The following is a 22,984-nucleotide window of genomic DNA, read 5'->3' as shown; positions in this document are numbered from 1 at the left end:
ATCGTATTGATGCTGGGCCATGATGGGCTATTCGTGCGCCGACTCCCAATTTCATTTCCGTGCTTTCGCACCTGGATATTTGAGAGTTTTTGCCGAAGCCGGTTCGACCGGTTTGCCACCGTTCGGGTAATGAACGTTTGTGATTAGTTTGCCGGGTACTCAGCGATCACTTGGTCAGTACCTGCTTTGCTCAGACCGATGACCTGATACGCATCCTGCTTCCCACCAACCTCCATACCAGGCGAGCCTGCCGGCATCCCCGGCACAGCAATCCCGATAAGGTCATCGCGCTTGCTCAAGGCAACTATTTGCTCGGCGGGCACGTGACCTTCAACAAACTTTCCATTGATCATTGCTGTGTGGCAGGACGAGAGTCGTGGAGCAACACCGAGATCCTGCTTGACCGCGCTCATGTTGGTTTCTACATGATCAACGACGGTGAAGCCGTTAGCTTCAAGGTGCTGGATCCACTTCTTGCAGCATCCACAGTTAGCGTCACGATGGACGTCGATCGTCAGCGACTCTGCTGCATGACCAGCTGAACTGATAAACAGAGCCGCGAATGCAGCGAGGCGAAGTGCCCGACCGGGACGAAGAAAGTTATTTCGCATGGGTATGCTCCTTCCCATCAGCGTGGGTATGAGTTTTTGGCTGAACGGCCAGAGTTGCAGGAGCGTCATGTGAAGCCTCCACAACCTGAGGATGGGCGTGTTCGGTACTGTCATCCTGAGAAGGCGCTGCGGCCGCCTCATGGGCATGAGCGCTGTTTCTCTCGCCATGATGGTCGCCTGCTTCGGCTATCTCTTCGGCTGCACCCGCATCATGATGCCCCGCGGCAGCCCCTTTTTGGCCCTCATGCTGGCCTTCATGGTTATGCATTTTGCTCTCGCCGCCACCGTGTTGATGACCACCGCTGCTGGTTGCTAGAGCGTTGTATTGCTCTGCATCCAATGAAGGCAGCTGCTGGAGAAAAGCGACCATTCCCCAGATGTAGGGATCGGCCATGCTTTTACCCCAAGCGGGCATGCCTGTGGATTTGATTCCATGCTTGATGATCCAGAAAGCTGCGGCAGGGTTTCCATCAACGCCCAGTTTTGAAAGATTCGGAGGTGCAGGGTAAAGGCTATTACTTAACTCGGTTCCTGCAATACCCGGAGCCAGATGGCAACCGATGCACATAGAGTTGTAGTTGCCAGCACCTGCGCGGATTAGAGCTTCTTCGCTCAGGTCGGGGACTTTAATGTCGCGTGAGCGCACTTCGATCGAGCGATCCCGAGCGGTGGAAAGTAGCGAGTGAACGGGATAGGAATGTGGATCATCCGCCCCAACATTAATCACACCAAAATACACCACGCCGGCACCTACTATCGCGGCGACCACTCCGGCAGCAGTCAATGTTTTCAATGTTCTTTTCATGTCAGGCCCTCAAAACCACATCCGAATACCGGCGACAAATCGCGCCTCGTTCGCATCCTCTCCTTCATCGCTGGCCAGGTCTGCCGTATTGCCGTAGGAGCGGCTCCAGCTAACCCCAATGTAAGGGGCAAATTGGCGAACAATCTCATAACGCAATCGGAGCCCTACTTCGGTGTTTGCCAATCCAGAACCAATGCCGCGTTGAGGATCATTTTTTCCGTAAAAATTGGCTTCGGCCGTCGGCTGCAAGATCAGGCGATTGGTCAGCAGAATGTCGTAGTCGCCTTCCAATCGAGCTGCGGTTTGACCGTTCTCACCGATGTAGGCAGTCGCTTCGGCTTCAAAGTTATAGAGGGCCATGCCCTGAATACCGAGCGCTCCCCAAGTTTGTGGAGACCCGGGCTTGAAGTCTTGTCGTACGCCGGTGACGACATCCCACCATGGACCGATGGAGTGCCCCCAAAGTGCTGAGAGTTCGGCGTTTTCCGTTACGCCATTGGTACGTTCGCCTTCCGAGCGCAACCACAGTCGGTCAACGTCACCGCCGATCCATCCTTTTGCATCCCAGGCCAATGCACTACCGTTGTCAGCATCCTGGTACTCAAACTTATCCAGCAGCATGAAGGAGTTGAGTTTTTTGTCGTGGACACCATGACCAGCAACATCTGGAAAGGCGGCTGCACGGTCAGCGTCGGTAAGTACGGGGACTGGGGTTCGACTGGTGGTAGTCGCCCCCCCATCCATACTTTCCATTCCGTCCATTTGCCCGTCACCCATACTCATCTTGCTGTGATCCATAGCCCCCATCTTGCTATGGTCCATAGCTCCCATTGAGCCGTGGTCCATCTTGGAGTGATCCATCTCTTCAGCGGCGTGAGCCACGACAAAGAAAGCAGGACTGGTAGAGACTGCCAGTGCCATCAACGTTGGGCGTAAAAACTTACTGGTCATGATCTCAATCTGCCTTTTTGGTTTTTTGGTCATGATCCATCGACTCATGGCTCATCTTGCTGTGGTCCATTGACCCGTGATCGGGCTTTGACTCGTTTGTCGTAGTTGCAGGCTTGTTCGTTGCTTTTGCAGGAGTAGCAGGTGAATGATCACTACTATCTTCGACTGCCAGCGCCACGGACGAGAGTCCACCCATCAAGCCGACGGCAAAGAGGCAACCGACCAGCGATTTACGATTTAGGTATGTGCTCACAGATCGTCTCCTTTACTCATCAACCCGTACTTCACGGAACATGCCCATTTCCATATGGAAAAGCAGGTGGCAGTGATAAGCCCAGCGACCTAAGGCATCAGCGGTGACTCGATAGCTACGCTTGGTACCTGGTGGCATGTCGATTGTGTGCTTGCGCACCATGAACTTGCCGTTCTCATCCTCAAGGTCGCTCCACATGCCGTGAAGGTGGATGGGATGGGTCATCATGGTGTCGTTCACCAGGGTGATGCGAAGACGCTCCCCATACTTCAGACGAAGCGGCTCGGCGTCAGAAAATTTGATGCCGTTGAAGGACCACGAAAATTTCTCCATGTGGCCGGTCAGATGAAGCTCAATGGTGCGATTGGGTTCGCGACCGTCAGGGTCTTGGAACGTGTTTTTCAGATCTGAGTAGGTGAGCACTCGACGACCATTGTTCCGCAAACCGATGCCTGGATCGTTTAGCTTTGGCGTTGGGCTCATGGCTTGCATGTCAACCAAGGGGTTGTTGGTTTCGGACGCTGGGTGAGTCTGCATTTCGCCCCCCATACCGCCCATCCCTGCCATCTTGCTGTGATCCATGCCGGCCATGTTGGACATGTCGCCTTTGTCCATTCCCGCCATCTTGCTGTGGTCCATACCGGCCATGTTGGACATGTCGCCTTTGTCCGTGCCCGACATCTTGCTGTGGTCCATGCCGGCCATGTTAGTCATGTCACCGCTGTCCATGCCGGTCATCCCGGTCATCCCGGTCATGTCACTTTGGTCCATTCCCGCCATCTTGCTGTGGTCCATGCCAGCCATGCCTGACATGTCACCTTGTTTCATATCGCCGCCGCCCATACCAGCCATGCTGCCATGGTCCATGCCCGCCATACCGCCCATACCCATGTCATCCATGGTCAAAAGCGGCCGAGGATCGATCGCAGGTACCTTTGCCTTTAATCCTTCGCGAACTGCCAAGGTTCCACGTGCATAACCGGTTCTATCCATGGACTGGGCGAAGATTGTGTAAGCCTCTTCGCTGGCAGGTTCTACGATCACGTCATACGTTTCTGCCACGGCGATGCGGAATTCATCGACGCTGACTGGTTTGACATGTTGGCCGTCAGCCGCCACAACGGTCATTTTCAAACCAGGGATGCGGACGTCGAAATAGCTCATAGCTGAGCCGTTGATAAAGCGCAGGCGCAGCTTCTCGCCCGGCTTGAAAATACCGGTCCAGTTACCGTTAGGCGCCTGGCCATTCATGAGATAGGTGTAAGTATCCCCACTGACGTCTGCGAGATCAGTGGGGTTCATTTTCATTTCAGCCCACATCTTCCGGTCGGCCACGGCAGCAGACCAACCTTGCTTGCTGACGTCGTCGATAAAGTCGCCCACGGTACGTTTGTGGTGGTTGTAGTAGTCCGATTGCTTCTTGAGCTTGGCCATGACGCGACTAGGATCTTCATCGGTCCAGTCAGTCAACATCACCACATAGTCGCGGTTGTATTGAAAAGGTTCAGGCTCTTTCGAGTCGATGACGATTGGACCGTAAACGCCTGCCTGCTCCTGCAAACCAGAGTGGCTGTGGTACCAGTACGTACCGTTCTGATGCACCTTGAATTTGTACTCGTACATGCCATCGGGCGCGATGCCATGGAAACTTAAACCCGGTACACCATCCATGTTGGCGGGCAGAATGATCCCGTGCCAATGAATGGAGGTGTCTTGGTCTAGGCGATTTTTCACACGCAGTGTGACCGTCTCGCCTTCGCGCCAGCGCAGCAAAGGTCCGGGCAACGAACCATTGATGGTCATGGCTGTGCGCGGCGAGCCAGTTATGTTTACAGGGGTTTCACCAATAAACAGATCAAATTCGTTGCCGGTGAGTACGTTCGGCAGACCAGGACTGGTCACTGCCCATACAGGAGTGCGCCATAGGCCAAGGCCGCCGAGAATGCCACCAGCGGCCAAGCCTTTAACGAATGTCCGTCTAGAGGTTTTGGAATGCATGCCGTTTACGTCCAATCAATCAAAAGGGAAGCCGTGCGAAACAACCAATGAGTTGCCCGGATGAGCTTCGCCAACCGTCACAAAAGACGAACTGTTACGGCAAGCGAGCTCAGAAATTGCCACATTTAAACCACCACAGTGATTACATTTCTGTCAGCTTGGGGATGTACCCAGCGATTTAGCAATTCTTGTGGTCCATCGCTTTAGCTTTACTTTCTGCGACGGGAGGTTGGGAGCTTTGCGTTTGAGCTACTTGGTACGATTCCATCGAATTATTCCTAGCCGCTTCCATGCGTGCGAAAGTCCGGTCACCACCGCCTTCAGCCATAGCCAATGAAGAGACGGTCAGAGCAGCGATGACGAACAAGGTTTTGATAGGGTTCATTTGGGTTTCCTCGGATGAGTATTGGTAACCCCTGAATCGACATCAAGCGTTGATTCTTCGGGGTGAGCTTAAGGCTCAATAGGACTATAAGACTCATCCCCTGTCAGGAACCTTAGGCCAATATTACAGTTGTGTCAGGTTGCAATATTTCTCTTGAGAAACACACTACTTAATTCGTAAGGTCTCGATCCGGAATCACATGCCGCTATTTATCGATTAAAAGTTTTAACGATGCGGTTTTTGTAAGCTTCCTTTTAGGTGGCATGGCGATTTTTTAGCACCTGTAATGGAATTGAATACGTCATCATGTAAAACAGTGCGTTTAACACTTGAGTATTCAATATTAGCGGTAATAGCAGCGCTACTGAGGATGGTGGATGTGAGTATTAATTTTGAAAAAGCGTTTGGCTCCGCAGAAAGAGCGCTAATTTATCGTAGCCAAAGAGCTGAGGTACTGAGCAATAACATCGCTAACGCCGATACACCGAACTTCAAGGCCCAGGATTTAGACTTTTCTGCTGTGCTTGCAGGCCAGACAAAAGGAGCTCTTGCTGCGCCGTTTTCTTTGAAAATAACAAACCTAAAACATATTTCCGACCAAAACTCAGCAGGTGATCATCATGGCGGTGTTTTGCTTTACAGTATGCCGAACCAACCCTCCATTGACCAAAATACTGTAGATCAACAGGTCGAGGTCGCAAAATATGCAGAAAACGAAGTACATTTTGATGCCGCGTTTACCAGATTGAATGGCGCATTTAAAAGTTTGCTTAAAGTTCTTCGAGGTGACTGATAAGTAAAGGGGCAAGCGCTTGTTGGCAGTAATTTTCCGGGGAATTCACCGGTCCGAAATGGCTCATCTTTATAGCTAAGATTTGCCTAAATGACTCCAACACTAAGCGCGAAAGGCTCGCATAATTTAAGTGGAGGCTGTTTTAACTCATAAGCGTTGGCGCCAGGAAGGCGTATTGGCCTGACGGTTATTGATATTACCCACGACCGGATCACTGACGTCTGCGCTGGACCATCGCCATTATCATTCGGGTAGTTTGTCTCGTTCCATCAAGGTAATGAATCCCTTCCACATTAAGAACTGATTCATCTGAATATGAATATGAAGCGGTTGCGAGTCTGCTTGGGTCTGTTGGCGGACTCGGCATTCGCGAAAGTCATCTATTCTATCTGGGCTCAACCATAGTTTTTTAGGCTTTCCCTACAGCATATTCGCGACGAAATGCTAACCGACTGAAACCTGACAAGAATGTAATATTCATTTCTGTCGACTGTCCGCCTAGCGTGGTCTAGGGTGAAATATGAGCCCTTGAGTACGTAGGTGCCGGAACCCCATGAAACAGTTTCCTGCTCACATCACGTCTGGCATCTATTTGCCATATTCTCATTCGCTATCTGCCGAAAAATGATCAGATGTTTTTAATCGAAAATGTCGCAGCCGTATGTATATGCCAATTTTCCGCCTTTTAACCAGGAGATTCACAATGTCACAGCATATCAAGCACAGCAGCACTAACCGGTTCACTTTATCAGTGAGGGCGGTAGCGATGGCTGTCGCTGTCATGGCGACAGCGCCGACGTGGACCAATGCCGCAGAACCCGCGAAAAGCGAAACAATGCCGATGCCTTCCGAGCAGATGGATCACTCGAAGATGGACAGCATGAAAAAAATGGGTGGTATGTCCAAGACCGGCGATGTGGATTATGACTTCGCGGCCAACATGCGCATGCATCACCAGATGGCAGTCAAGATGGCGCAAGCCGAACTCAAGAACGGGAAAAATCCAGAGATGCTCCGAATGGCCAAGGACATAATTGCCGCACAGGAAAAGGAAATCGCCGTATTCGATCAGTGGATTAAAGCGAATAAAAAACCATGACCATGGTGATGTCGATCTGTGCGTTGCATCTTTGACAGAAATTTCCGCACCGGTTTAGCCGGTGATTCTCACCCGTGCGCATCACATTGAATGGTAGGAGCAAACCCAAGCTCCGCTTGGACCATGGATTTCCAGAGCATTCGCGCTTGGTCAAAGGTCTGCAAACAGGGGCACTGATCTGAGCCCGAGACGATGATCTGTCCTTGCGCCTGTGAAGCCCGACCGGCTTAGGAGAGGAAGTGATAGAACGTAACCAGGACGTGGGCCAAAGCGTTCTGTCCGGGCTAATTTCGATAACAGCATGATGGTCGATATTACCCTGCTATCACTACTCCTCAATCTTCGGGTAAGTGCTGCGTGGTCTGCCAGACAATCATGCCCCGCTGCGACCCTGGATATGGCCGCTGGTTTCGCGCGAACTGGAGGGCCTCAGTACACTACGTTAGGGCTCTGGCATCCGACAGCATTGGCAAAACTGGAGCGCTAGATGACAAGCAAACAGGCTCAATATCATGCGGTGGATTGCCTTATCGTCGGTGCAGGCCCTGTCGGGCTGACGGCGGCTATCTATTTGGCACGCTATCGTCGACAGGTTTTACTGGTCGACGCCGGCCAGAGCCGTGCAGAGCTGATCCCGATCACGCACAACTATCCGGGTTTTCCTCAGGGTGTTTCGGGTGCCGAGTTATTGACACGGCTGCGCAAGCAGGCAGAGCGCTACAATGTTCATATCCGGCGAGCCTCCGTAAAATCGCTAACAAAGCGAGGGAATGACTTTATCGCCAATATCGACGATGACTACGTTGTGGCGTTGACTGTGATTCTTGCCACCGGCGTTGTTGATAAACACCCCGATATTCCCAATCTGCGTGAGGCCACTATTGGTGGCTATGTGCGCTGGTGCCCGATTTGCGACGGATACGATGTCATCGATCAGGACGTTGCTCTTCTCGCCTCCGCCAAGGAAGGCTTCAGACATGCACTATTTCTTCGGACCTACACCCGCCAGCTCACCTTTTTTGTGCAACCGGGCGACACGGGGCTAGACAACGACGAACGTCTCAGAATTGCACAGGCAGGGATCCGGATCATCGAGGATCCGATCGCACATATCCGCAAGATCAAAGGGCATCGTTTGTCGCTACGCTTAGCGAGCGGCGGCGAACTCAGTTTTGACACCCTATACCCGATGCTTGGCTGCAACTCTCGGACCGAGTTGGCGAAAAGTCTAAGCGTAAATGTTGACAGCAAGGGCGAGCTGTTGGTGGACACCAATCAGCGGACGTCAGTCCATGGATTGTATGCCGCGGGCGATGTAGTTAATGCGCTCAATCAGATGAGTGTTGGAGTCGCCCATGCGGCGACTGCGGCAACCGCGATACACAATACCCTCAAGGATAATTATCGCTAAAAAGTTGATATCCAAGGACGATCTTGCCGGGATTGGGCTAGAGGCAATGACTTCCCGTACCTCCTCGACGATCTGGGCATCCATCTCGGCATCCAGCAGTACGCGGCTTGTTTGACGGATCAAACCACATGCCCAACTGGCTACAAGACCTGCGCCAACGATACCCATCACAGGGGCGAGCCAGGCGGCTCCCCAAAATTTGCCCCCAATCAAAGCTAGAATAGCGAGTACCGAAGTAGCCGCGTCAGCCAGTAAATGCATGTAGGCAGAACGTAGGTTTAGATCATGATGCCCATACCCATACCCATACCCATACCCATACCCATACCCATACCCATACCCATACCCATACCCATGATCATGCGTGTGGGAATGGCAGCGGTGAGGGGCGCGGTGAATGGATTGATGGCAGAGGTGCTCGAAGGGCAGATCCGTGAGCATCTAGGCGCTGAAGCTGTAACTCCAGAGCAACGTCAAGACGACCTGGATCAGGTCATCTCGGCTCTGCGTTCATATTTGAAATGAACCCAAAGGGAGCCCGAGCATACGGCGCTCTTACCTTCGGAAGGAATCTGCGCTCTCAAGCGCTGATTTGGGAAGGAAAACCTAACGCCTCGACAGCTTTACGAATCTGCTCTGGGCTTTCGCTGCTTTCAACTCTCACCTTACCGGCTGACCGATCCACGGAAACCGTAGCTTCGTTGTCCAGTGACTGAATCGCTTTGGTGATTTTGCTGACGCAACTGCCGCAACCAATGCCTGATACATCTAAGACGAACATGGTTATTCCTCTCGTGCTGAGCGGTCTCTTTTCACCGCACCGACAGCATCAACGTTGACACAATGGCAAGGTCAACAGTTATCTGTTTTGGGTTGTGAGCGTCATTGACGCTCAGTCAATTCGGGTATTCCTCAGTCTCAACGCATTGAAAACTACAGATGCAGAACTGACGCTCATGGCTATGGCAGCGATCATTGGCGACAGGAGGTGTCCCGTCAGTGGATAGAGCAAGCCTGCGGCAAGGGGAATACCCATCGAGTTGTAAAGAAAGGCGAAACCCAAGTTTTGCCGCATGTTTTTTACTGTTGCGACCGAAAGAGCCCGTGCTCGTAGAATCCCCATCAGGTCGCCTTTTACCAGCGTGAGTTGCGCGCTATTCATCGCAACGTCAGTCCCTGTCCCCATGGCAATGCCCACATCTGCTCGCGCCAGGGCCGGAGCATCGTTGATACCGTCACCAGCCATGGCGACCTTCCGGCCGTATTGCTGGAGGTCTGCGACCAGACGCTCCTTGTCCTGAGGTTTCACTTCACCGTGGACTTCTTCAATCCCCATCTCCCTGGCGACGGCCCGAGCGGTGGTGAGCCCGTCGCCAGTAGCCATGATGATTTTGATGTCATCAGCCTTGAGCTTGGTGACTGCTTCTTTGGAGGTCGGCTTAATTGGATCTGATACTGCCAATAACCCTGCCAATACCCCGTCGACTGCGAGGTAGATGATGCTGATGCCGTCAAGTCGCAACAACTCTGCACGCTCTTGTAGGGGTTTGGTCCTCACGCCTGCGGCTTCCATCAACGCGGTGTTCCCCAGCTGGATCTTCTTGCCATCAACGATGCCACTGACCCCGATACCTGAACCAGACTCAAAGGATTCTGGCTTGGTGAGCTTAATGCTCTCGGTTCGGGCGTGATCGACGATTGCATGAGCCAAGGGATGTTCGCTGCCCTGATCAAGGCTGGCAGCCAGTTGAAGAACATCGTGGGGATTGAAACTGGGTGTGGCCTCCACACTGTGAAACACTGGCCGTCCCTCTGTCAGGGTGCCTGTCTTATCGACAATCAGCGTATCGATCTTGCAAAGGTTTTCGATGGCACTGGCATCCCTGAACAGCACACCCATGCTGGCTGCTTTACCTGTCGAAACCATGATCGACATGGGCGTAGCAAGACCCAACGCACAGGGGCAAGCGATGATCAGCACGGCGACAGCGTTGATCAGACCAAAAACCCAACTGGGCTCAGGGCCAAAAAGCCCCCAACCGACAAATGTCAGTATCGCAATCGCGATAACACCCATGACAAAGTAGCCAGCAATAGAGTCGGCCATTCGTTGCATTGGTGCTTTGGAGCGCTGAGCCCGAGCGACCATCTGTACGATTTGTGACAGCATGGTCTCGGCGCCGACCTTCTGCGCCTCCATTACCAAGCTGCCATGTGTATTCAGCGTGGCGCCGATCAGGCTATCTCCAGTTCTCTTCATTACCGGCACTGGCTCGCCAGTGAGCATGGACTCATCCACCGCACTTTCACCCTCCAGTACTGAGCCATCAACTGGTACCTTTTCACCAGGCCTGACCCGCAGATGGTCTCCAAGGTGGACATGGGTGAGAGGAATGTCTTCTTCCTGTCCATCGGCATTGATCCGGCGTGCGGTCTTGGGCGATAGACCGAGAAGGGACTTAATGGCGGCGGAGGTTTGCGATCGGGCTTTGAGCTCAAGAATCTGCCCAAGCAAGGTGAGCGAGATGATGACCGCGGCGGCTTCGAAGTAGACGCCGATGCGTCCATCTTGCATGAAGGTGGCGGGAAAGCTTTGGGGTAAGAGCGTTGCCATGACGCTGTAAAGGTAGGCTGCGGCGGTACCCAAACCAATCAGGGTCCACATGTTTGGACTGCGATTTTTAATAGAGGCTATGCCCCTTACGAAAAAGGGCCAACCTGCCCATAAGGTCACCGGTGTCGCCAGAGCGAGCTCGATCCAGTTTTGGATCGAGCCATGGAGGAGTTGTAACGAATGTCCCGTCATGGCGAGCACGGTCACTATCACGGTTAATGGCAGAGACCACCAAAAGCGGCGGGCGAAATCCCGAAGTTCAGGATTTTCTTCTTCATCGAGCGCGGGCATGACCGGCTCTAATGTCATGCCACATTTAGGGCAGTTGCCGGGCCCGGGCTGGCGTATTTCCGGGTGCATCGGACAGGTAAATTCAGTGCCAGCTTGTACCACAGGCTCTGGAGCGGTGACGTGGGGTTTTGCGCTCGGATGAGTACCGTTGTAGCGCTCAGGATCTGCTCGAAACTTCTCTTGGCATTTCAGGCTACAAAATTGAAAAGTCTGTCCGTTATAAAGCTCGCCATACTTGCTTGGGAGCGTAACCGCCATTCCGCACACCGGGTCGCGTAGATCACCGTCATGAGGCGGGGCAGCATGGGCGTGACTGTGGTCGTGGTGGCTCGGTATGGTAGACATCGCTATTTCCCTTTTTCGTCCTTGTGGGTTGCTGCCTGATCGCCATGGCTATGTCCGCCATGCCCATGTCCAAAAAAATGCATCATTGGACAGATCAACAGAATCAGATAAGGCCAAAACGGATAAACGTGGCTGAAATGCTCCCGCAACACGTAGAAGGCACCAATCGCAATGAGCATGATCAGTACGACGCCTGTTTTGCGCCTCCAAAATGGTGCGGTGGTGTTTCCATCCGGATGCTGATGGTTATTCATGATCTAAACCCCACAGTGTGAGCGTTGCTGTGATCTCTGCGACAGAGCGTAGCCAACTCTTGCGTCGAAGCGGTGTTAGCAGCCAGCTCCGGCTTACTTCAGGTCAAACTGACCAACCATCCCTGTCTGATAATGCCCCGGCACGTTGCAGGCAAACTGAAGGCCTGTGCTGTTGTTGAAGGTCCAGATCAGCTCTTGGGTTGCGCCAGGCTCAATCAGGACGCTGTTCGGGTCGTTGTGCTCCATTCCGACCATCTTCATTCCACCCATGCTGTGGCTCATACCGCTCATCGTTTTCCCAGTACCGGTGGGGTTAAGCGTCCCGTTCTGGAACATGTTCGCCATTTCTTTTTGGTGTGCTGCATGAGCAGCGGCTTTGCCGATGTTGAACTCGTGCAGCAGCGAACCCTCATTGCGAAGGACAAATCGAATAGTTTCACCAGGTTTTACGTCGATGCTTTCAGGTTTGAAGAAAATATCGCCCATCTCGACCTCCACCGTACGGGTAACCTCAGAGGCGACTCCAGGCTGGCCGATGTCCTCTTTCCCATGCCCTGCGCTGGCCATAGCCGTAGCACCGAAGAGTAGAGTGATTGCTGCGATGACAGGGGAAACGAGCTTAGCTTTCATAGTGACCTCGAGAGTAAGAGTGGGAGCACTGGCTATGCTAAAGACACGGAGCTGCCAGTTAACTGACCTGAACACTACATTTCTGTCAGTTTTCAAAATAAACACGGCGTCCAAAGACGCCGTAGTCAACGGTACTGTTCAAAAAGCCCTTTGGAAGCCGGTTTTCACTGATGATTCTCTGAAAGCATCAATTTGTGCTCGCGCTGCATTTGGCTCAAAACGTCATCGACGATTTTGTCGTGCTTTTCCATCCAGGCCAGGTGCTGCTGGGGTGACATTGAGGTGTCTGGATGTTCTTTATGGAGTTGGCTCATGATGTCGCCGAGCATCTTCATATGCTCGGTCATGTGGACATGACGCTGTCCTTCAGGGGCTTTTTCAGCTTGAGTCAGCACGGCTTCAGCCTTGTCGCGCAGGCCTTCCATACGCTCTATCACCCGGTCTCCGCCACTTTCAGCCCATGCAGAAGCTGAGACGAGTATCGAGCTCACAAAAAACAGCATTTTCAGGCGATTCATGGGGCAACTCCTTATGGAATTGTTTTCCGGCTCCCAAACGTTTCATGCTGAAGAGTCGGTCGAGCACCAGGAAGTACTCATGCTTGAACCCTAGACAGCGCTCGCTGACATTTACCTGAAGCCAATATTACTTTTCTGTCAGTTGCTGGTTGGCTGGCGTGTTTCGTTGCAGACTGCGCTTCATCATTATCCGAGAGCCACCCTCATGAGACTTCTGGTTGCTGAAGACGAACCCAAAATAGGTATCTATTTGGAGCAAGGACTCACGGAGGCGGGGTTCAATGTGGATCGCTTTACCAATGGCAAAGTGGCACTTCAGCACGCTTTGAGCGAGGCCTATGACCTGCTGATTCTAGACGTCATGATGCCTGGGCTGGATGGCTGGGAAGTACTTCAGAAGGTTCGTGCATCCGGAAAAGATGTTCCCGTGCTCTTCCTCACGGCGCGAGACCGCGTTGAAGATCGAGTGAAAGGACTTGAACTCGGGGCAGATGATTACCTGATCAAACCCTTCGCATTTTCTGAACTGTTGGCTCGTGTCAGAACGTTGCTGCGTCGGGGTAACGGCGCTCCCTCTCAAACCTATATGAAATTGGCTGATCTGGAGGTGGACCTGCTCAAGCGTCGGGCCATTCGTGGAGGTAAGCGCATAGACCTTACGGCCAAAGAGTTTGCGCTGCTTGAGCTGTTGCTACGTCGTCGAGGGGAGGTGCTGCCAAAATCACTTATCGCCTCCCAGGTTTGGGACATGAACTTCGACAGCGATACCAATGTTATTGAGGTCGCAGTAAGGAGACTGAGAGCAAAAATCGATGATGATTTTGAGGTCAAGCTGATTCACACCTCGCGGGGTATGGGCTACATGCTCGACGCACCTGATTCGGAGTCGGAATGACGCGAATGTCCCTGACAGCTCGCATGAGCCTTATGTTCATGCTCGCGGTAACGGCCGTTCTCACCGTTGCCGGACTCAGTTTCAATAACCTCAGCCGGCATCATTTCAAGATGCTGGATCAGCAGGCGCTGAACGAAAAACTCCATTCGACTCAAAGAATTCTGACGGGGTTGAACAGCATTGATCAATTCAGTGATGTTAAGCCTGAGCTAGAGGCGCTGCTTGGCGCTCACCGTGATTTGACTGCACTAATAATCGATGGTGGCGGCAAACTACTATTTGCTGATCCCGGTCCCGTCGATGTTCCTGAGGAATTCCGCACCATCCCAAACAACAACGTCTGGGAGTGGAGAGATCAAGAGCAGATGTTCCGTGGAGTGACGGCACAAGCCATAGTGACGGGACAAGACAAGCCATTGACCGTCATGTTGATTTTTGACGTTACTCAGCATATGTCCTTTTTCGAGACGCTTGAGCGATGGTTTTGGATAGGGCTGGTGATCAGCGCGCTGGTCAGTGCAGCGTTGGGCTGGATGGTCGCGAGCAGTGGCCTGCGGCCTATTCGCCAAGTCACCCAGGTCGCGGCCTCAATGTCAGCTAAATCACTCAAAGAGCGTATTCCATTAGCACCAGTTCCCAAAGAGCTTCAGCAAATGGTGCTGTCATTCAACGCAATGTTATCTAGGTTGGACGATGCATTTATTCGCTTATCGAATTTCTCTGCGGACATTGCTCACGAGTTACGGACCCCCGTCAGCAACTTGATGACCCACACGGAAGTGGTGCTTTCTAGAAAAAGAAATATCGAGGACTACGAAGACAATCTGTACTCAAATCTTGATGATTTGAAGCGTATGGGGCGAATGATCGATGACATGCTTTTTCTAGCGAAGTCTGACAATGGTCTGATCACGCACGAGAACAAACCGATAGACCTGGTGGAAGTCGTAGAGAAATTGCTCGAATACTATCGCCTGTTGGCTGATGAGCGAGGCATTGAGCTCACGGTTTCAGGAAGGGGCAGTGTTCGAGGCGATATTCTTATGCTCCACAGAGCCATTTCTAACCTGCTCTCAAATGCGCTGCGCTACACCTATGAAGGGAAGTCCATCAGTGTCGATATTCAGCAGAAGGAGATGTCGGTATTGGTCGTTGTGGAGAACCTTGGAGAGCCAATTGCTCCCGAACATCTTGAAAAGCTGTTCGATCGCTTTTACCGGGTGGACCCAGCTCGGCGAGAAGGGAGTCCCAGCAACGCGGGGCTAGGTCTGTCAATTACCCGATCAATAATTGAAGCGCATGATGGCAAGATATGGTGTACGTCATGTGACGGGAGAACGGCCTTTCATCTAGAGTTTCCTAGTGTTGACTTGAAGGTCAGCTGAACAACGGCGCATTTGCGATCAACGGTGATCTCTCAGCCTACGCCCAGCGTCCACTTTCGTTATTTTTGAATGAGTGAAAACCCTAGTATCGCGGGCACGCGGTCTCGTCTTTAAGTCTCGCTACGCCCGCCAATTCGAGGCCAAACACCGCGTCAAGCTGACTGAAATGTAATCGAACAGTTTGCGTTCGTGTGGCATCGTGTTCTTGCACTGTGACGTTGGGGCCTAGTGAGTTTCTCGTGTTCAACCTACCCTAGAACACGGAGGCTACTAGCTAATCATCAGTGGTTTTAACAAGAATCGAAAAGTAAAAACTAGATATTCCCAAACAAACCTCGAATCAACAGCTCTTGCTGTGAGGAGTCTTGCATGTCATTCCTTAAAACTACGACCGTAGCTGTTGCACTTACCGCTGGTTTGCTTCTGAGTGCAGTTGCTCAAGCACATCCAAAGCTCCTTTCTTCCACTCCGGCAGAAGGCTCGAATGCGGCGGCCCCTTCGAAAATTGAACTGCACTTTTCTGAGAATCTCACCACTCAGTTTTCCGGTGCAAAACTGATCATGACCGATATGCCTGGCATGCCGAACTCCCCAATGGGTGTTAAGGCCGCCGTCGCTGGTGGCGGTGATCCGAAAACGATGGTGATTACACCGGCAGCACCTTTGACCACCGGTACCTACAAAGTCGAATGGCGTGCTGTCTCCTCGGACACTCACCCGATCACCGGCAACTTCTCATTTAAAGTGAAATGATTTATGAGCGACTCAATAAATATTGTGGTTCGCTTTGCTCTTTATTTCGACCTGATGTTGTTATTCGGATTGGCAATTTTCGGCTTGTACAGCCTCAGGGGAAAGGAAAGAGTATCGGGCACGGTCTTGAATTTTGAGTCGCTTCTTTACGGTACTTCTGTCGCAGGTGTAGCTCTATCCCTTGTCGCCATGTTGTTGCTTGCGAAAGCAATGAGCGGTGTGTCGGAGCTTATGGAGCTACATCATCATATTTTTGAAATGGTCCTCATGGGGACCGACGTCGGGTTGACCTGGATGGTCCGAATAGCTGCCTTGGTGATGGCAATTATTGGCGTCGCGTTGAATAAGCGATTTCCAACACCCAGTCTCTGGATCGTCACCGTATGCGGAGCGATTGCGTTGGCGACGTTGGCTTGGACAGGGCACGGCGCCATGGATGAAGGCAGCCGACGCTACTGGCATTTCATCACCGATATATTCCATCTTTTAGCCGCAGGTGGCTGGTTGGGTGCTCTATTGGCATTCGCTCTACTGCTGCGGTTGAAATCGCTAAAGGGCGAACAAGAAGCTCGAATTCTTGCACGGGTGCTGACTGGTTTTGAATCGGCCGGCGCTGTAATCGTAGTGATCATAAGCATCACAGGCGTAGTGAATTACCTGTTTGTCATCGGTCCAAATCTCGATGAAGTGATGCTCAGTACGTACGGTGTACTGCTGTTTTTGAAGGTCCTGCTCTTTGCCGGGATGATCGTGTTAGCCACGCTGAACCGCTTTCACCTAAGTCCGGTGTTGGAGCGGTCAGTTCGAAATGGAGAATACTCTGCCGCGGTCAATGCCTTGCGCCGCAGCATGACACTCGAGTTTTTAATGGCAGTCATCATAATTTGTCTTGTCGCATGGTTAGGCACTTTAAGTCCGGAAATGGAAATGAGCGCGGAATAGAGGTTGGCGACAGCCGACTAAGGAGTCTAGAAGGTGAATTGTAAGGGCCATTTCCACCGGCTACACTCCAGCCCATGAAACGCTACCTGCCTGATTAGCCTGGCGCTCCCCCCTCAGCGGGATGGCGGGTGTTCAGGCGCCGACTGAGCCCTGCCCCATGAAAACCATGGGTATGGCGACCGCCCCGCACTTGATTCCTGTACCACACTGAGCCTCATTCTGCGTTAGCGGGATGGCATATCTGCGTGCATGTCTTATGACGCGCGCAGTGGATCATCACAGGAATCATGAACATGAACTCCAAGTGCTATTGCACAGGGTGGTCCCTCGTGGCCGGCCTGGCGGCAAGCGTACTGGCATTGCCGAGTCTCGCTGCCGCATTGACACTCGATGAAGCGTTGCAGCTGGCTGAAAACAATGCGCCGTCGCTGACTGCACAAGACGCGAAAATTCAAGCCGCCAGTAGTGCGGCCATCCCCGCTGGTGAACTACCCGATCCCAAGTTACTGCTAGGCGTACAGAACTACCCCGATGGGGGGCCCGGATCGCTGGAGCTAGCAGTCGAGGTTCGGACTAGGTTGGATGATGATTCCAGCCAATGGAAAGTCACCAACTCGCGTTACGACTGATTTCCTTCCCTTCGGCGAGTATCTTTCTTACTAGGCCGATGGCTGTCGCAGACCCATTTCCGTCCGATGAGCACTCGAAAGTTAAAACGGCGGGCGTGCAGTCGAGCTTTTCGCTGGCATCTTTGCCGATGCGCCGGAGGGAGCAGCCGCTCGTCGCAATACCCAACAAGAATTGCCTCTATGCACGGTTATCCAATGACGAGATCAGCTCTGCGCGCGAGCATAATGACGTGTCTTCTCTAATGACGAAATGAGAGCCGGACGATCATGAGTGAAAGCGAGCGTTGGATAGTCAAATGCCAGAATACTGAGGACGGTAGCGGCGATGTCATCGTTGATTTACCTCCAGAATTGCTTGTCAAAATGGGGGTAGGTGTTGGGGACGATCTGACGATTACGGTAGCCAATGGCACAATAGTGCTGAAGCCTACGCATGGCACAACATCAGTGCAGTCCGTGTTTGCTGGAGTCCTGCGTGATGATGCTTATCATGCCTACCGCATTCGGCTGGAGGCATCTCTTAATATCCCCTCAAACGCCTCTGATCAGGACATTCACGACATGATCGTAGCTGGCTTCTCGGCCAGGATGATGATGTCGCTTTGCGACGTTGGAACCATAAGTCCGGAAGAGCGCGACAGAATCATTCCACTCAAAACGCTCAAAACAAAATTGGTCAGCAATCAGCTCTTAACGGTGGATGAGAGCGATCGACTGTTCCGCTTTGTACACATTATCGCCGTGGCCGAGGTGATCTTCGGGGACGCAGGGAAGGCCAAGCAATGGCTTTCCAAACCCAAATCCCGTTTTTCGGGCAAAAGTCCAACTGAGATGCTCACCACAACCCACGGCGCACATCGGGTCGAAGAAATGCTGATTCAGGTAGCTGAGGGCATGTCATTTTGATCCAACCGTAGCTAAGTAGAACCATCACAAGCGGGTACCCGACTGCTACGGGCATTTTTGTCAAAATACTCATTCAGATGGCGTGCTCCGTTAAGCCGCTTACTCCTGAATTCACTGAGTCGCTGGTGTCAAAATATTTTGTTCAGCAGCAATCTCGATTTTAAAAAGGGCTCCGGCGGGTAGTGTCAAACTATGTTGTTATAAACTCATCCCGTCATTCGAATATCGCCATGGGTTGTGTCAAGTTATGTTGTCATCTGGAGAGCTCTGCTGGCCCTGTAAATGACTGATTTTATTGATGTTCGTGTGTCAAACTATGTTGTTTGGCGCCAGCTATACAAAAAGGCCGCGACAATTCTGTCGCGGCCTTTTTGTTGGTTGGTATTCAGGGTTTACTTGCGCACGTTCTGGTACAGCATCAACCTTGAGGTTTCATGCATGCCGCGGGTCAGTTGCACCAGGCGTTTGAACTCCTCCGGGTTTTTCTGAGCCACGTCGTCCAGCGGTGTCATCGAGGCCAGATCGTGAAGGGTCGGTGAACTGCCATCGTGTTGCATCTGCACCATGTAATGTTGGGTGACACCGGCGATCAGCGGGAACGTACCCTCACGCAATACCAAAGGCACGACGCGTTCACCCTCGGGCGCTGGCTGCTGAATATCACGACCCATGCCGCTGTTGCGGAACTCGAGGCCGGCCATGCCCGCCACGGTTGGCAGCAAGTCCACCAGGCCGACCGCTTCCTCGACCTTACGCGTCCCAAGCAAGCCCGGGGCGTGGATGATCATCGGCACCGCGTTGCTTTCCAGGCCCAATTGCTCGTAGGCCGGCGCCAGGAACGGGATCTGGGCGATACGGGTATTATGGTCGCCAAACAGCACGAAAATGGTGTTGTCGTACCAGCCGCCTGCTTTGGCGATTTCCATCAAGCGTCCGATGTTGAAGTCCAGCAAACGCACGGCGTTGTACTGCTCGACACTGCGCGAGCCTGCAGCCTGTACTTCTGCCAGGGTAGGGTGCTTGACCTCGAACCCGTCATTGCTCTTGGGAATCGTGAAGGGCCGGTGATTACCAGCCGTCTGGACATACGCGAAGAACGGTTTGTCCTTGGGCAGTGCTTGCAGGATCTGGTCGGTTTCCTTGAACAGATCCAGATCTGAAATCCCCCAGACATCCACCACCGGCGACTTCCAGTCCCGCTCTTCAAACAAACGCACCCCGTCGATACTTTGTCGAATCAAGGCATTCATATTGGCCCAACCGGAGTTGCCGCCGATGGTGTAGATCTTCTCGTAATCGGTGAAGGCATTGATCAGGGTGTTTTGCTTGGTGATCAGCGGATTACGCGTCGCGGTTTCCTGTCGAGTAACGTCCGGGACCCCACTAATACTGGCCCAGACGGTTTTTGCGGTCCCTGTTACCGGCACATAGAAGTGCTCGAAGAACCAGCTCTGGGTGGCCAGGCGATCAATATTGGGCGTCGGATTGATCGGGTTGCCGTAGGCCCCGACGGCGCTGGTACCCAAGGATTCCAGCATGACGAACATCACGTTCGGTGGCCGCGAACCCGCTACTTTGTAGGGTTGTGGTGCCTGATGACGGACGAAATTGAGGGTTTGCGGATCGGGCTGGTCGACCCCAAGGTAATTGGCCATCGCCGCGTAGTGTTCGCGTACCTGCGCTTCGTCATAGCGCGACTGGCCGACCTTGACTGTGTCGTAAAGGAAAATCACCGGGTTCAGGCCCAACGCGGCAACCTGGTTATTGCCCGAGAAGAATGCATCGCTCCAGCGCAACGGGACGGGGTTTTCAAGGTTCATGTTTTCGACACGACCTAAAATGCCCAGCAGCACCAACACGACCATCAACGCGCCACCCCATGTCGCGGAGAGCGGGTGAATGCGTTTGCGGGGGCGGTCCAGCGTGACGCGCTCCAGGCGCACCAGCGCCAGTACCACCAGCACGACCGTTACCAGCCAACCCAGTGAAATCCAGATAACCGGGTAGGTTTGCCAGACCATGTCGCGGGATATTTGCGCATCTTCGATGAAGCGCAGCACGGTGGCGTTGATCCTCACGCCCAAGTAGGCGTAATGACCAAAATCGATGATGTAAATCAGCAGCAGGACGCTCAGGGCTGCGACCAGGTATGTGCGTGCGATCAGGCGCAGCAGACGGCTGCCGATCAGGTTCCAGCGAGGAATCCAGGCCAGCAACGCCACCGGCAACATCACCAGGATGGCCAGGCGCAGATCGAAACGAAAGCCGATCCCCAACGTTTCCAGGACGGCTTTTTCATCGATCAGGGCTTTGGCGTCGAAACCGGAAAAGCCAAAAAAGAACACGACCCTGAGCACTGCAAACAGCACAAACGTAATCGCTGTCGCGCCCAGCCAGTAATGTAAACGTCTCGATTGCAGCCAACCCATCCATGTTCCCCTGTTAAAAAGTCGTTAAATCAAACTGATTTGGATATGTCACTCATTGCACCGCGTTTGCTTGACCGGCGGTTCGTCCAGCGCGTGGCCAGCATCAGCAGTGCGCCGCAGCAATACAGACCCAGCAGTGGATCAATCAGGTAGTCCCAATAGTTTTGCGAGGGTTTTATCCCCGCGATAAAGGCCAGTGTCGCGCTGGCCAGCATCACGACTGCCAGGCCGTTGCGTAGGTAAAACAGACCCAGCGTCAGCAGCGCGAAGACAATCAGCATGGGGCGTGGGCTGTAGCCAAGCCGATAGGGGTCCAGATCACTCAAGCCCAGGGTTGCCGGGTAGAGCACCAGGGCCATCGCGGCGAAGAGGACCAATACGCTGGTTTTACTCCGCGCAGGTGGCAGGATTTCCAGCCGACGCAAACAGCCCCACGCCATGAACACCATGGAAGTGATCGCAAGGTCATCAATGTAGCTGCGCAAATACGCAGCCAATGACAAGCCGTCCAGCGGGATGAAGCTGACTGCCAGCAACGCGGCCAACAGTGCGATTCGCGCGGTTTTTTGCAAGCCGAAAGACGGCAGCACCAGGAAGATGATCATTGCGAAGCTGACATGGGCTTGCCACAGACTGATCATTTCAGACGCTCGTTTAGCCACGCATCGTTGAACGTGACGTGCTTGATGAAGGTGTTGTTCCAGGAATAAACCAAGTGATACATACCGTCGGGACTGCGGATGAAATACGGGTATTCATATTCGAATTCACACCCTTCGCTTTTACAGACGCGGTTGTCGAGGTTATCCAGGAACTGCGCCTCCAATGGTTGGCGAAGCGCACCACTGGAACCGCGGAATTCTTTGCCGATGATTTCCTTGTAGGCCTCGGGAGAAAACGGAGCGCCCTGTGGGTCAGGTGACTTGTCCAGATCCCGCAACGAACGCCAGTCGTCCATTTTTGCGTCGGTTCCATAAAGGCTCAGCTTGAAGCGGCCCTCTTGCAGGTCGTTGAGAGCCACCAGCAACCCATGTTCGGGCGTCGCGATGGCGGCCAACGATGAGTTCGGATTCGAGGGATCGAGCGGATAAGGTTCGCTCCAGGTTTGTCCGGCATCTTCCGTGCGAGTCGCCAGAACACGGTGGTGGGTGTTGCCGGCATAACGCAGCAAGGCGATGCCGCGCTGCCCGTCGAGCGGAACCACCGTGGGTTGCAATGAATTCGTGCCGTGGCTGATGCGGAATTTGTCGATCACATCGCCGTCTGAGCTCAGGTAGAGGTACTCGGCAAACTTGCCCAGAAATTCATGGTAGACCGGCAAGCCAATGGAGCCGTCGACATGAAACACCGGTGCCGAACGGACCAGGGTGCTGATGTTCAGGAAGGGTGAAGTGATCAGTTGGCGTGGAGCGGACCAATGTTCACCAAAATCGTCTGAAACCATCACATTGACCGCACTACCGGCCCAGCCACCCATGGACACGGACACGTAGAACAACCACAGACGATTATCCGGAGCGAGTGCAACCACCGGATTACCCAGCTTGCGAATGTATTTCTTGGTGCCCTGTTGGGTCGAGCCCCGAGTGGCCAATACCTGCTCAGCACCCCACTCGCCGGTTTTCACGTCGAAACGGGCAGAGCGCACCTGCACATCGGCAGCGCCTTCGCGAGAGCCAGCGAACCAGACTGTCATCAGGCTACCGTCAGGCAACGCTGTTACCGCCGAGGAATGCACGAAGTCGACGAGCCCGGATGAGGCGAAACGACTGGTATAGATGGGCTTGGCCACTTGACCGGCCACGGCCATCACCGGACTTATCAGGGCAAAGGACGAATGCGTATTGGCAGGATTAACAAACCAGGCGGTCGCGAACAGGCAGGAAAGTGCCAGGTAAGCACCTAGGGCAGGAATACTGGATAGTTTGGTGGGCATAATGAAGGCTGAACATCTAGACCAGATCAGGCACCGTAACCTAACACCACGTAGTACAAGATCGGATTTAATGATTTGTTATTTTGTAACTAAATATTTGTAGCGCTTTTCATGTCGAAGAACTTGGATCCAATTGCTACTTTACCGCTGA

The 22,984-nt window shown here is 53.0% G+C and carries 23 protein-coding genes and 2 pseudogenes; 10 read left to right on the top strand and 15 right to left on the bottom strand.

Annotated elements, in window-relative coordinates; translation table 11 throughout:
* Positions 1–143 precede the first annotated feature (143 nt).
* The 6 genes from FQ185_RS23955 to FQ185_RS23930 form a co-directional block, all read right to left on the bottom strand.
* Positions 144–611, bottom strand: a complete 468-nt coding sequence (locus tag FQ185_RS23955) for a DUF411 domain-containing protein (RefSeq protein ID WP_149419587.1) — start codon at positions 609–611, stop codon at positions 144–146.
* Positions 601–1,416 carry a cytochrome c gene (locus FQ185_RS23950; protein ID WP_149419586.1) on the bottom strand — a complete coding sequence of 272 codons (816 nt, stop codon included), beginning with the start codon at positions 1,414–1,416 and terminating at the stop codon, positions 601–603. Before FQ185_RS23950 ends, FQ185_RS23955 begins: the two co-directional genes overlap by 11 nt.
* Positions 1,417–1,425: 9 nt before the next feature.
* Positions 1,426–2,400: a copper resistance protein B gene (locus tag FQ185_RS23945; RefSeq protein WP_178113587.1), complete on the bottom strand. Its 975-nt coding sequence runs from the start codon at positions 2,398–2,400 to the stop codon at positions 1,426–1,428.
* Positions 2,372–2,620: a hypothetical protein gene (locus FQ185_RS23940; RefSeq protein ID WP_177326986.1), complete on the bottom strand. Its 249-nt coding sequence runs from the start codon at positions 2,618–2,620 to the stop codon at positions 2,372–2,374. The genes FQ185_RS23945 and FQ185_RS23940 overlap by 29 nt, the downstream gene beginning before the upstream one ends.
* 12 nt (positions 2,621–2,632) lie before the next feature.
* Positions 2,633–4,618, bottom strand: a complete 1,986-nt coding sequence (locus tag FQ185_RS23935) for a copper resistance system multicopper oxidase (protein WP_149419585.1) — start codon at positions 4,616–4,618, stop codon at positions 2,633–2,635.
* Between the two features lie 178 nt (positions 4,619–4,796).
* Positions 4,797–5,003 carry a co-regulatory protein PtrA N-terminal domain-containing protein gene (locus FQ185_RS23930; RefSeq protein WP_149419584.1) on the bottom strand — a complete coding sequence of 69 codons (207 nt, stop codon included), beginning with the start codon at positions 5,001–5,003 and terminating at the stop codon, positions 4,797–4,799.
* A gap of 379 nt (positions 5,004–5,382) precedes the next feature.
* Here FQ185_RS23930 and flgB point away from each other — a divergent pair, with 379 nt between their 5' ends.
* The 3 genes from flgB (at position 5,383) to FQ185_RS23915 (ending at position 8,306) form a co-directional block, all read left to right on the top strand.
* On the top strand, positions 5,383–5,796 hold the full coding sequence (gene flgB / locus FQ185_RS23925; RefSeq protein ID WP_149419583.1) for a flagellar basal body rod protein FlgB: 414 nt from the start codon (positions 5,383–5,385) through the stop codon (positions 5,794–5,796).
* Positions 5,797–6,499: 703 nt separating this feature from the next.
* Positions 6,500–6,895 carry a DUF305 domain-containing protein gene (locus tag FQ185_RS23920; RefSeq protein ID WP_256730477.1) on the top strand — a complete coding sequence of 132 codons (396 nt, stop codon included), beginning with the start codon at positions 6,500–6,502 and terminating at the stop codon, positions 6,893–6,895.
* A gap of 487 nt (positions 6,896–7,382) precedes the next feature.
* Entirely contained in the window at positions 7,383–8,306 is a 924-nt protein-coding gene (locus FQ185_RS23915) for an NAD(P)/FAD-dependent oxidoreductase (RefSeq protein WP_149419582.1), read from the top strand.
* Between the two features lie 24 nt (positions 8,307–8,330).
* On the opposite strand, the pseudogene FQ185_RS30730 reads toward FQ185_RS23915, so the two are convergent.
* A pseudogene (locus FQ185_RS30730) lies at positions 8,331–8,678 on the bottom strand (cation transporter); the annotation flags it as partial.
* Between FQ185_RS30730 and FQ185_RS30890 the strand changes: the two are divergent.
* Complete coding sequence (locus FQ185_RS30890; protein WP_306108881.1) at positions 8,592–8,831, top strand: metal-sensing transcriptional repressor; 240 nt, start codon at positions 8,592–8,594, stop codon at positions 8,829–8,831. The pseudogene FQ185_RS30730 and the gene FQ185_RS30890 sit on opposite strands and share 87 nt — an antisense overlap.
* Before the next feature lie 55 nt (positions 8,832–8,886).
* Here the strand turns inward: FQ185_RS30890 and FQ185_RS23900 are convergent, their stop codons facing one another.
* From FQ185_RS23900 to FQ185_RS23880, 5 genes are all read right to left on the bottom strand, one after another.
* Positions 8,887–9,087 (bottom strand): heavy-metal-associated domain-containing protein, encoded by a 201-nt coding sequence (locus FQ185_RS23900; RefSeq protein ID WP_149419581.1) that lies wholly within the window; start codon positions 9,085–9,087, stop codon positions 8,887–8,889.
* A gap of 111 nt (positions 9,088–9,198) precedes the next feature.
* Positions 9,199–11,556 (bottom strand): heavy metal translocating P-type ATPase, encoded by a 2,358-nt coding sequence (locus FQ185_RS23895; protein WP_149419580.1) that lies wholly within the window; start codon positions 11,554–11,556, stop codon positions 9,199–9,201.
* Positions 11,557–11,558: 2 nt separating this feature from the next.
* Positions 11,559–11,810 (bottom strand): DUF2933 domain-containing protein, encoded by a 252-nt coding sequence (locus FQ185_RS23890; RefSeq protein ID WP_149419579.1) that lies wholly within the window; start codon positions 11,808–11,810, stop codon positions 11,559–11,561.
* Between the two features lie 93 nt (positions 11,811–11,903).
* Positions 11,904–12,440, bottom strand: coding sequence for a plastocyanin/azurin family copper-binding protein (locus FQ185_RS23885; protein WP_149419578.1), 537 nt, complete (start codon positions 12,438–12,440; stop codon positions 11,904–11,906).
* Between the two features lie 164 nt (positions 12,441–12,604).
* A complete protein-coding gene (locus FQ185_RS23880; protein WP_149419577.1) occupies positions 12,605–12,958 on the bottom strand; it encodes a co-regulatory protein PtrA N-terminal domain-containing protein in 354 nt (117 codons plus the stop codon).
* 205 nt (positions 12,959–13,163) lie between these two features.
* Between FQ185_RS23880 and FQ185_RS23875 the strand changes: the two genes are divergently transcribed.
* The 6 genes and pseudogenes from FQ185_RS23875 (at position 13,164) to FQ185_RS23845 (ending at position 18,468) form a co-directional block, all read left to right on the top strand.
* On the top strand, positions 13,164–13,853 hold the full coding sequence (locus FQ185_RS23875) for a heavy metal response regulator transcription factor (RefSeq protein WP_020795035.1): 690 nt from the start codon (positions 13,164–13,166) through the stop codon (positions 13,851–13,853).
* A complete protein-coding gene (locus FQ185_RS23870; protein WP_149419576.1) occupies positions 13,850–15,238 on the top strand; it encodes a heavy metal sensor histidine kinase in 1,389 nt (462 codons plus the stop codon). Before FQ185_RS23875 ends, FQ185_RS23870 begins: the two co-directional genes overlap by 4 nt.
* Before the next feature lie 369 nt (positions 15,239–15,607).
* A complete protein-coding gene (gene copC, locus FQ185_RS23865) occupies positions 15,608–15,991 on the top strand; it encodes a copper homeostasis periplasmic binding protein CopC (RefSeq protein ID WP_019821291.1) in 384 nt (127 codons plus the stop codon).
* Between the two features lie 3 nt (positions 15,992–15,994).
* Entirely contained in the window at positions 15,995–16,933 is a 939-nt protein-coding gene (copD, locus tag FQ185_RS23860) for a copper homeostasis membrane protein CopD (RefSeq protein ID WP_149419575.1), read from the top strand.
* Positions 16,934–17,226: 293 nt separating this feature from the next.
* A pseudogene (locus tag FQ185_RS23855) lies at positions 17,227–17,488 on the top strand (hypothetical protein); the annotation flags it as partial.
* A gap of 341 nt (positions 17,489–17,829) precedes the next feature.
* A complete protein-coding gene (locus FQ185_RS23845; RefSeq protein WP_256730476.1) occupies positions 17,830–18,468 on the top strand; it encodes an antitoxin Xre/MbcA/ParS toxin-binding domain-containing protein in 639 nt (212 codons plus the stop codon).
* Between the two features lie 392 nt (positions 18,469–18,860).
* Here the strand turns inward: FQ185_RS23845 and FQ185_RS23840 are convergent, their stop codons facing one another.
* The 3 genes from FQ185_RS23840 to FQ185_RS23830 are packed head-to-tail and all read right to left on the bottom strand — an operon-like array spanning position 18,861 to position 22,833.
* Entirely contained in the window at positions 18,861–20,897 is a 2,037-nt protein-coding gene (locus tag FQ185_RS23840; protein ID WP_149419574.1) for an LTA synthase family protein, read from the bottom strand.
* Between the two features lie 29 nt (positions 20,898–20,926).
* Positions 20,927–21,538 carry a hypothetical protein gene (locus tag FQ185_RS23835; RefSeq protein WP_149419573.1) on the bottom strand — a complete coding sequence of 204 codons (612 nt, stop codon included), beginning with the start codon at positions 21,536–21,538 and terminating at the stop codon, positions 20,927–20,929.
* On the bottom strand, positions 21,535–22,833 hold the full coding sequence (locus FQ185_RS23830; protein ID WP_149419572.1) for an exo-alpha-sialidase: 1,299 nt from the start codon (positions 22,831–22,833) through the stop codon (positions 21,535–21,537). Before FQ185_RS23830 ends, FQ185_RS23835 begins: the two co-directional genes overlap by 4 nt.
* Positions 22,834–22,984 lie beyond the last annotated feature (151 nt).

This window comes from Pseudomonas sp. ANT_H12B (genome assembly GCF_008369325.1).
In the GTDB taxonomy this organism is placed as follows: domain Bacteria; phylum Pseudomonadota; class Gammaproteobacteria; order Pseudomonadales; family Pseudomonadaceae; genus Aquipseudomonas.
The sequence above is the reverse complement of the archived record's forward strand: the minus strand, read 5'-3'. Positions and strand labels throughout refer to the sequence as shown.